Here is a 10,000-nt window from a genome sequence, read left to right on the forward strand (position 1 = left end):
GGATGGAAATTTAGGTTTCTACAGCAATACAGTAACTGTTATTCCTGAAGGTAATGTGTACAGAATGTTTGGATGGATGCCTTTTGCATCACCAAGTGTTCATAGTGCTTCAAGAACAGGATTATCATGGTTAATGCCAGGTAAAAAATATGCGCCTAACACCAATTTAAATGGTGAAGAAAGAGCTTTAGTTGTAACAGGAGAAATGGAAGCAGTAATGCCGATGGATATTTTTCCAATGCAATTGTTAAAAGCTTGTTTGGCTAGCGATATCGATAAAATGGAAAGCTTAGGAATTTACGAAGTAGCTCCAGAAGATTTTGCTTTAATTGATTATACTAACACATCTAAATTAGAAGCGCAACAAATAATTCGTGAAGCTCTTGATTTAATGATTAAAGAAGTAGGATAATAGCTATGAAGTTTTTAAGAGATAAAATAGACCAAATTAAAAAGCCTTTTGAGAAAGGGCAAAAATTTGAAAAATTCGCACCTGCTATCAATGCATTAGATACATTTTTATATGTGCCTAATCATACCACAAAGCACGGAGCTCATATTAGAGATGCTGTAGATTTAAAGAGAACCATGATTACTGTGGTTTTAGCTTTAGTTCCAGCGTTACTATTCGGAATTTATAATGCAGGTTACCAACACTTCATTCAAATTGAAGGTTCTGACATGTCATTTGGAAATTTATTTTTCCACGGATTATGGAAAGTGTTACCAATGATTATTGTATCGTATGCAGTAGGATTAGGTATCGAATTTGCTTTCGCAATTTTTAGAGGTCACGAAGTTAACGAAGGATACTTAGTATCTGGTTTGTTAATTCCAATGGTTATGCCAGTTGATTTGCCTTTATGGATGTTAGCTATTGCAGTTGCTTTCGCAGTTGTAATTGGTAAAGAAGCTTTTGGAGGAACAGGTATGAATATTTTCAACCCTGCTTTATTAGCGCGTGCTTTTGCATTCTTTGCTTATCCAACATTTATGTCGGGAGATAAAATTTGGGTTAGTGATGCTTCAACAATTGATGGAGTTTCAGGTGAAACAATTTTAGGTTCATTAGCACAAGGAAAAGAAGTAGCGTATTCAACTATGGATATGTTCTTAGGATTCATTCCGGGTTCTATTGGTGAAACTTCAACTTTAGCTATTTTAATTGGTGCATTTATTTTAATTGCAACAGGAGTTGGTAGTTGGAAAATTATGGTTTCTGGAGTAATTGGAGCGGCTTTAACTGCTTTGATGTTCAATGCTGTTGGTTTAACTGCTTTAATGAACTTTGATTGGATGAATCACTTGGTAGTTGGAGGTTTTGCTTTTGGTATTGTGTTCATGGCAACTGATCCAGTTTCTGCGGCTCAAACCGATAAAGGAAAAATCATCTACGGTTTATTAATAGGATTCTTTAGTATTTTAATTAGAGTTTTCAACCCAGCTTATCCAGAAGGAGTAATGTTGGCTATCTTGTTAATGAATACTTTAGCGCCAACAATTGATTATTTCGTAGTTAATGGAAACATTGCTAAGAGAAAGAAAAGATTGGCAAAGTCTAAACAATTAAAATCTGCATAGTCATGAATAGAGAAAGTAACGGATATACATTTTTGTTTGCGACTGTAATGGTTGTGTTAGTAGCTTCTGCTTTAGCATTTGCTGCAACAGCACTTAAGCCAGATCAAGAGGCAAACATTAAGAAAGAGAAAATGCAGTACATTCTAAAATCGTTTGGAGTAGCTGTAGAAAGAGACGCTTCAGAAGAAGCATATAAAAAACATATCATTAGCGAAGTAGTTTTTGACGAAAACGGAAGCGAAATCAGTAAAGATGCTTTTACAGTTGATATCGCTAAAGAAAAAGGGAAATTTCCAATTTTCAACGCGGAGAAAGATGGTAAAAAATTCTATGTTATTCCAGTAAGAGGAATGGGATTGTGGGATGCTATCTGGGGTTATGTTTCTATCGATGAGAACTTAAAAGTTGACGGTATCGTATTTGATCATAAAGGTGAAACTCCAGGTTTAGGAGGTGAAATCACACAAGATTATTTCCAAAAAAGTTTTGTTGGAGAAAGTGTATTTGACGCTAATGGAAACTTACAAGGTTTAAAAGTAGTTAAAGGATATTCAGGAAAAGACAACAAAGCGGATGGTGAGGTTGATGCAATTTCTGGTGCTACTTTAACAGGTAATGGTGTAACTGAAATGTTAGTTAGAGGTTTAAAACCATATGAAAAATATTTAAAATCTAATAAAAAATAATCGTCATGGCAGAAAACAACAAAGAAGGATTATTTTCAAAAAGTAATATTAAATTAATTACGAATCCATTTAATGACGATAACCCAGTAACCGTTCAGGTATTAGGTATTTGTTCAGCTTTAGCGGTAACAGTTCAAATGAAAAATGCCTTTGTAATGGCACTTTCAGTAACTGCGGTAGTGGCTTTTGGTAACGTAATTATATCATTATTAAGAAACTTAATTCCAAGTAGAATCCGTATTATTGTTCAGTTGGTTGTAGCAGCTGCTTTAGTAATTTTGGTTGACCAAATTTTGAAAGCGTATGCGTATGATATCAGTAAACAATTATCAGTATTCGTAGGATTAATTATTACTAACTGTATCTTAATGGGACGTTTTGAAGCTTTTGCTTTAGGTAACAAACCATGGCCATCATTCTTAGATGGTTTAGGAAACGGTTTAGGATATGGAATCATTTTAATGATAGTAGCATTTTTTAGAGAATTATTTGGTTCAGGAAAATTATTCGGAATCGAAATTCTTGGAAACTCTGTAGAAAAAACAGGATTGTATGCTACAGGATATGTTAATAACGGATTCATGTTATTAGCTCCAATGGCCTTGGTTATGGTAGGTATTGTAATTTGGGTACAGAGAAGTATTAACAAGAAATTAATCGAGAAAAAATAATAGCTATGTTTGAATATATCAATATATTTTTAAAATCAGTTTTCATTGATAACATGATTTTTGCATACTTCTTAGGAATGTGTTCATTTTTGGCCGTTTCTAAAAAAGTATCAACAGCTATAGGTCTTGGAATTGCTGTAACCTTTGTACAAGTAATTACGGTTCCATTAAACTATTTAATTTATCACTATGTTTTAGGTGCTGGTGCATTAGCTTGGTTAGATCCATCATTAGCTGAATTAGATTTAAGCTTTTTAACTTTCATTTTATTCATTGCATCTGTAGCAACAATGGTACAGTTAGTAGAAATGATTGTTGAGAAATTTTCACCTTCATTATATAACTCATTGGGTATTTTCTTACCGCTTATTGCAGTAAACTGTGCTATCTTAGGAGGTTCATTATTCATGCAACAAAGAGTTGATGGTGGAACTTACTCTTCATTAGGACACGTAGTAACTTTCGGTTTTTCTTCTGGATTAGGTTGGACAATTGCAATCGTTGCAATGGCAGCTATCCGTGAAAAAATGGAATATTCTAACGTATTAGCTCCTTTAAGAGGTTTAGGAATTACTTTTATTTTAACAGGTTTAATGGCAATTGGTTTCATGAGTTTTGGAGGAATTGACCTTAACGCATTAAACAAAAAGCCAGTAGCAAAAGTAGCAACTCCTGCTCCAGCTGTTGTTGAAACTCCTGTAGTTGATTCAGTTCAAGTAGCTGTAGATTCTGTTAAAGTAGATTCAACTCAAGTAGTTAAATAATAGTATAACATTAAAAATTGAACTCATGTTTAGTATAACAGAATTAATTACATATTCAATTTTAGCTTTCTTAGGGCTTATTTTACTAATGGTGTTTATGCTATTATATGCAAAATCTAAATTAGTAAACTCAGGTGCTGTAAAGATTAAAATTAACGGTGAAAACGAAATTGAAGTAGGTGGAGGTAGTACACTTTTAACTACTTTAGGTAATAATAAAATCTTCTTACCATCAGCTTGTGGTGGTGGAGGTTCTTGTTTACAATGTAAATGTAAAGTATTAGATGGTGGTGGAGAACCTTTACCAACAGAAATACCAAACTTTACTCGTAAAGAATTAGCAGACGGATGGAGATTAGGATGTCAGGTTAAAGTAAAACAAGACATGGTAATTGAAGTACCAGAAGAAATTTTTGGAATCAAAAAATTCGAAGCAAAAGTATATTCTAACTACAACGTAGCTTCTTTTATTAAAGAATTTATTGTTGAGTTACCAGAAGATATGCACTACGAAGCAGGAGGTTATATCCAAATTGAAATCCCAGCTTGTGAAGTGAAATTTACAGATATTGATATTACAGCTCACCCAGTTGAACATCCAGGTGAACCTGATAAATTCCAAGTAGAGTGGGATAAGTTTAAATTATGGCCATTAGTTATGAAAAATAACGAATTGGTTGAAAGAGCTTACTCTATGGCTTCTTATCCAGCAGAAGGTAGAAAAATCATGTTGAACGTTCGTATTGCAACGCCTCCGTTTGATAGAGCTACAAACGATTGGATGAAAGTAAACCCAGGTATTGCTTCTTCATACGTTTTCTCAAGAAAAGCAGGTGATACTGTAACTGTTTCTGGACCTTACGGTGAATTCTTTATCAACGAATCTGAAGCAGAAATGTTGTATGTAGGTGGTGGAGCTGGTATGGCGCCAATGCGTTCGCACTTGTACCACTTATTCCGTACAGTTAAAACTGGAAGAAAAGTAACTTATTGGTACGGAGGTCGTTCTAAACGTGAATTATTCTATGTAGACCACTTTAGAGCTTTAGAGAAAGATTTTCCTAACTTCAAATTCCATATCGCGTTATCTGAACCTTTACCAGAAGATAACTGGAAAGTGAAAGATGGACCAAATGGAGAAGGTGATGGTTTCGTAGGATTTATTCATAACGTAGTTATTGATAACCACTTGAAATTACACGATGCACCAGAAGATATCGAATTTTATTTCTGTGGACCACCAATGATGAATAACGCAGTTGTAAAAATGTGTGACGATTGGGGTGTGCCAAAAGAAAATGTTCGTTTCGACGACTTCGGAGGTTAATCCAAATTTTATATATCAAAACCGATTCAGAAATGAGTCGGTTTTTTTATGCCTGAAGTTGAAATTGTTTATTTTTGGAAATCATTAATTATAGTACAACTATGTCATCAGATTTAAATGAAAGATATTTTGAAATAAGAAAAAAGGCTAAAAAAAGGCTAAATACTATGTTTAATAGGAGAAGAGTAATTATATATATTGTTGTTATATTTTTATTAGTTTTAGTAAAGTTGTATTTTTTTAATGAAGAAAAAGAGAATGAAAAAATAAATAATACGATAACACCTTTAGACTTATTATATTCTCCTGAACTTGTTAAAGTTAATAATGATTCTATATTCAAATTTTCAGATTTTCAATTTTTTGCGCCTAAAGGTTATAACTATCTTTTAAAAAACGAAATTAAAACAATTTATAATGATAGTATGACCGTTTCATTTTTGATAGGTAAAAATATTCATGGTAAGAATATTCTAATGAAATATCAAACAGAGTTAAAAAAAGAAAGTGAGGCAATTATATTTGATAAATCTCAAATTAATGATGATGTTTATGATTTTAAAATCACTAAAAATGGAGAAATAAAGTCAAATGGTAGGTTAAAATTAATTAATTCTGCTATCAGTAAAGAAAATTATTTCATGTTTTTAGTAATTGATCCAAAATTTACTAACGATGAAGAGATTATGAAAATTGTTGAAAGTTTCAAATAATAAATAGTTTATAAAATTTAACCGATTCAGAAATGAGTCGGTTTTTTTATGCTTTCAAATAGAATACCTACCTTTGCAATATGGAATCATTATCACTACAAGACTTACATCATTTGGCCATGAATCACGTGGGAAAAGAACTTGAAAAACAAGGATTTGAGTTCATTGCCATCAACAGCCAGTTGAAAAAACATCCGCAATTTGTTTGTGTTGATAAACCTACGAATACGTTGCATTTTGTAATGGTGCAAGCTGTAACTTATCCAGACAATCCTGCTGAATATGATGTTGTTTTCATGGAAACCTTCATCAGTCATGCCAAAGAGAAAAAAGCTAAAGTATTATATGCAGGAGTTGGTTTTGCTAACGCAGAAGATTTTGAAAAACCGATTTTAAAAAATCAAGATTATATTTTAAATTATGAAGGAATTAAAGAGATTTTATAGTTTTCTAATTGTAGCAATTTTATTTACTTCATGTACTAAAACTACAGATTTTTATACCATTCAAGGCGAAGCACAAGGAAGTACGTATTCTATAAAATACATTTCAACGGAAGAAAAAGTAACTAAAAATCAAATGGATTCGTTGTTAACAGCTTTTGATTTATCGCTTTCCACGTATCGACCAGATTCTAAAATTTCTAAAATTAATGCTGGCGATTCAACAGTTGTTGTAGATGATTTTTTTACAGAAACATTCCAACTTTCCAACCAAATTTATAAAGAAACGAATGGTTTGTTCGATCCAACAATTGGTGTTTTAGTGAATGCATACGGTTTCGGACCAAATAAAAAGCACCAAGATTTAGCTCTAAAACAAATCGATAGTTTGTTGCAATTTGTAGGTTTTAATAAGATTGCATTAAACGCAAATAAAACCATATCAAAAAAGTATAAAGAAACTTTCATCGATTTTAATGCAATTGCACAAGGTTATTCCGTTGATGTTGTAGTGAATTATTTAAAATCGAAAGGAATTGAAAATGCCATTGTTGAAATTGGTGGCGAATTATTTGCGATGGGTAAAAACACAATTGACAATAAGAACTGGGTAGTAGGAATCGACGATCCATTACAAAATCCAGAAGAACGCACATTAATTGCCAAAGTGAATTTAGAAAACTTAGGAATGGCAACTTCAGGGAATTATAGAAAAGTAATGATTGATGAAAAAACAGGTAAGAAGTTTGTTCACATCATTAATCCAAAAACGGGATTGGCTCAAAAAAATAATGTGTTAAGTGCAACTGTTTTATCAAAGTCATCTGGTTTGTCTGATGGTTACGCTACAGCTTTTATGTTAATGAGTTTAGAGGAAAGTAAGGTATTCTTACAAAAACATCCAGAATTATATGTCATGCTTCTTTACTCGGATTCAGCCAATAAAATGCAGCAATTTACTACAGAAAATTTCAATTCTTTGATTATAGACTAATTCTAAATAAGAAAATAATTGTTAAAACTTGTATAATAAACTTTTGATTTTGTAGTTATAAAGATAATTTTATCCAAACAAAATCAAATTTTATGAAGAAATTTCACTTTTCCATTTCTTTATTGCTTTTGGCTCCAGCGTTTCTTTTTGCGCAGGATTTCAAGCTTGAAGATCCAATTCCGACTGACCCTAATGTAAAAATCGGAAAGCTTTCAAACGGATTAACGTATTACATCCGTAAAAATGCAAAACCTGAAGATAAGGTTGATTTACGCCTAGTTGTTAATGCAGGTTCGATTCAAGAAACGGATGAACAGCAAGGTTTAGCTCACTTTATGGAGCACATGTGTTTCAATGGAACAAAACGATTTCCTAAAAATGAATTGGTAAATTATCTTCAAAGTATCGGAGTTAAATTCGGACAACACTTAAATGCTTACACGAGTTTTGATGAAACGGTTTACTTTTTACCAATTCCTTCAGATGATAAAGATAAAGTAGAAAAAGGGTTCCAAATTATAGAAGATTGGGCGTTCAATACTACTTTAACTCCAGAAGAAATTGATAAAGAAAGAGGTGTCGTTTTAGAAGAATATCGTTTAGGTCTAGGTGCTGACAAAAGAATGATGGGACGTTTTATGCCAAAAATGATGTATAATTCGTTATATGCAAAACGTCTTCCTATTGGTCAAAAAGAAATTTTAGAAAACTTTACATATGATAAATTAACGAGTTTTTATAAAGATTGGTATCGCCCAAATTTAATGGCAGTTATTGTTGTAGGAGATATCGATGTTGCCGAAATGGAGAAAAAAATTATCGCTCATTTTGGGAAATATAAAAATCCAAAGAAGCAAAAAGAAAGAAAATTTTATGATGTTCCTAATCACAAAGAAACTTTCGTAGCTGTAGAATCAGATAAAGAAGCAGCATTTGCTCAGGTACAATTATTGTATAAAGATTATGCAGAGCCTAAGAAAGTTACAACACTTGGAGATTTTAAAGAATATCTTGCCAAAGGACTTTTTTCTACGATGTTAAATAACAGATTAGAAGAGTTACAAAACAGTCCAAATCCTCCTTTTAACTTTGGCTACACCTATCATGGTGGTACTTTTGCAAGAACAAAAGAAGCATTTCAATCTTTTGCAATGGTAGCTCAGGATAAGCAATTACAGGCTTTGAAAGTATTGGTGACTGAGAACGAAAGAGTAAAGCAATTTGGATTTACTCAAGGAGAATTAGATAGAGCAAAAGCCGAATTCTTATCTCAAATTGAAAGACAGTATAATGAAAGAGAGAAAAGTGAATCTGAAAATTTCGTATCAGAATATCAATCTAATTTCTTAGAAAAAGAACCAATTCCAAGTATCGAATGGACGTTTGATATCTTTAAAAAGATGTTACCAACCATTTCTGTTGAAGATACTAATGGTTTAATTGCTAAATATTTAAAAGAAGATAATAGAGTAGTTATTTTAACTGGTCCAGAAAAAGATGGTTTAGTAAAACCAACAGAACAAGAAGTTTTAAATTCATTAACGGTAAACAAAAATGAATTGACTGCATATGCAGAAACAAAAGTTTCGGAAAGTTTATTGAGAAATCCAGTTAAAGAAGGAAGCGTAGTTTCAAAAGAAAGTAATGCTAAATTAGGAACTACTACTTTGAAACTTTCAAACGGTGCTACAGTAGTTTATAAGAAAACTGATTTTAAAAACGATCAAGTTATATTTGAAGCAATCAGTTTTGGTGGTTCAAATTTATTTTCAAATGATGAAATGGCAAAAGTTTCATTAGCAATGGGTGGTTTATCTGAAGCAGGTTTTTCTGGAATGTCTAAAAATGATATCAACAAATTTATGACAGGTAAAATTGCAAGAATAAATCCTTATGTTGGTGGAATTTATGAAGGATTAAACGGTTCTTCTACTCCAAAAGATTTAGAGTATTTATTTCAAATGACGTATGCTTATTTCACCGATTTAAATTTTGACAAAGAAGCTTTTACTGGTTTTATTTCAAAGCAAAAAGGGTTTATGGCAAATATGATGTCACAACCAGCGTCTTATTTTTCAAATGAATTTTACACTTATTTGAACAAAGAAAATCCAAGATATAAAGGGTTTCCAAAAGAAGAAGATTTTGATAAAGCGGATTATGAATTAGCGTATAAAAAATACAAAGAGCGTTTTGCAAATGCAGCTGATTTTAATTTCTATATTGTTGGAAATTTTGATGAAGCTCAATTGGAAGCTTTTGCTGCGAAATATATAGCATCATTACCTTCTGATAAAAATACTAAAGAAAGTGCTAAAGATTTAGGCTATAGAATGCTTAAAGGTTCGCACAAAAAAGTGGTAAACAAAGGAAAAGATCCAAAAAGCACAGTTAACATCATGATTTATGGTGATACAAAATACGATGCAAAAGAAGCATTTGCTTTCAAAGCATTAGGTGAAGTGTTAACAATTAAATTAGTAGAAGAATTAAGAGAAAACGAAAGTGGTGTGTATGGAGTAGGAGCTAGAGGAAGTATGAATAAAGTACCTTACGGAAGCTATAATTTCTCAATTTCTTTCCCATGCGGACCAGAAAATGCTGAAAAACTTACTGAATCTGCTTTAAGAGAATTAAACAAAATGGTTACTAATGGTCCAGAACAAAAAGATTTGGATAAATTTAAAGAAGCATCAAGATTAGAATACAAAGAAAGTTTAAAAGATAATCGCTACTGGATGGCAGTTTTAAAACGTCAATATACAGATGGAGTAAATCCGGAAGAAGTATTTGATTTTGAAGCTAAATTGAATGCTTTAAC

At 32.0% G+C, this 10,000-nt stretch carries 9 protein-coding genes and 1 pseudogene; all 10 read left to right on the top strand.

All coding sequences use genetic code 11. The annotated features are described in order from the left end of the window. A pseudogene (locus LDL23_RS10395) lies at positions 1 to 412 on the top strand (NADH:ubiquinone reductase (Na(+)-transporting) subunit A); the annotation flags it as partial. Positions 413 to 417: 5 nt separating this feature from the next. After that, positions 418 to 1,581, top strand: a complete 1,164-nt coding sequence (locus LDL23_RS10400) for an NADH:ubiquinone reductase (Na(+)-transporting) subunit B (protein WP_291265638.1) — start codon at positions 418 to 420, stop codon at positions 1,579 to 1,581. A gap of 2 nt (positions 1,582 to 1,583) precedes the next feature. Beyond that, positions 1,584 to 2,267, top strand: a complete 684-nt coding sequence (gene nqrC, locus LDL23_RS10405; RefSeq protein ID WP_291265639.1) for an NADH:ubiquinone reductase (Na(+)-transporting) subunit C — start codon at positions 1,584 to 1,586, stop codon at positions 2,265 to 2,267. A gap of 5 nt (positions 2,268 to 2,272) precedes the next feature. Beyond that, positions 2,273 to 2,938: an NADH:ubiquinone reductase (Na(+)-transporting) subunit D gene (locus LDL23_RS10410; RefSeq protein ID WP_291265640.1), complete on the top strand. Its 666-nt coding sequence runs from the start codon at positions 2,273 to 2,275 to the stop codon at positions 2,936 to 2,938. A 5-nt stretch (positions 2,939 to 2,943) separates the two neighbouring features. Further along, positions 2,944 to 3,702, top strand: a complete 759-nt coding sequence (gene nqrE / locus LDL23_RS10415; RefSeq protein ID WP_291265641.1) for an NADH:ubiquinone reductase (Na(+)-transporting) subunit E — start codon at positions 2,944 to 2,946, stop codon at positions 3,700 to 3,702. Between the two features lie 25 nt (positions 3,703 to 3,727). Beyond that, on the top strand, positions 3,728 to 5,029 hold the full coding sequence (gene nqrF / locus LDL23_RS10420; protein WP_291265642.1) for an NADH:ubiquinone reductase (Na(+)-transporting) subunit F: 1,302 nt from the start codon (positions 3,728 to 3,730) through the stop codon (positions 5,027 to 5,029). A 101-nt stretch (positions 5,030 to 5,130) separates the two neighbouring features. Continuing rightward, the gene (locus LDL23_RS10425) at positions 5,131 to 5,742 is read left to right on the top strand and encodes a hypothetical protein (RefSeq protein ID WP_291265643.1); all 612 of its coding nucleotides are present in this window, start codon (positions 5,131 to 5,133) and stop codon (positions 5,740 to 5,742) included. 80 nt (positions 5,743 to 5,822) lie between these two features. Then, positions 5,823 to 6,188: a Na(+)-translocating NADH-quinone reductase subunit F gene (locus tag LDL23_RS10430; protein WP_291265644.1), complete on the top strand. Its 366-nt coding sequence runs from the start codon at positions 5,823 to 5,825 to the stop codon at positions 6,186 to 6,188. Next, the gene (locus LDL23_RS10435; RefSeq protein ID WP_291265645.1) at positions 6,163 to 7,179 is read left to right on the top strand and encodes an FAD:protein FMN transferase; all 1,017 of its coding nucleotides are present in this window, start codon (positions 6,163 to 6,165) and stop codon (positions 7,177 to 7,179) included. Before LDL23_RS10430 ends, LDL23_RS10435 begins: the two co-directional genes overlap by 26 nt. A 92-nt stretch (positions 7,180 to 7,271) precedes the next feature. Further along, positions 7,272 to 10,000: pitrilysin family protein (locus tag LDL23_RS10440; RefSeq protein ID WP_291265646.1), on the top strand; the 2,729-nt coding region annotated here is incomplete at its 3' end.

The sequence above is a fragment of the Flavobacterium sp. genome, assembly GCF_020217025.1.
Classification (GTDB): Bacteria; Bacteroidota; Bacteroidia; order Flavobacteriales; family Flavobacteriaceae; genus Flavobacterium.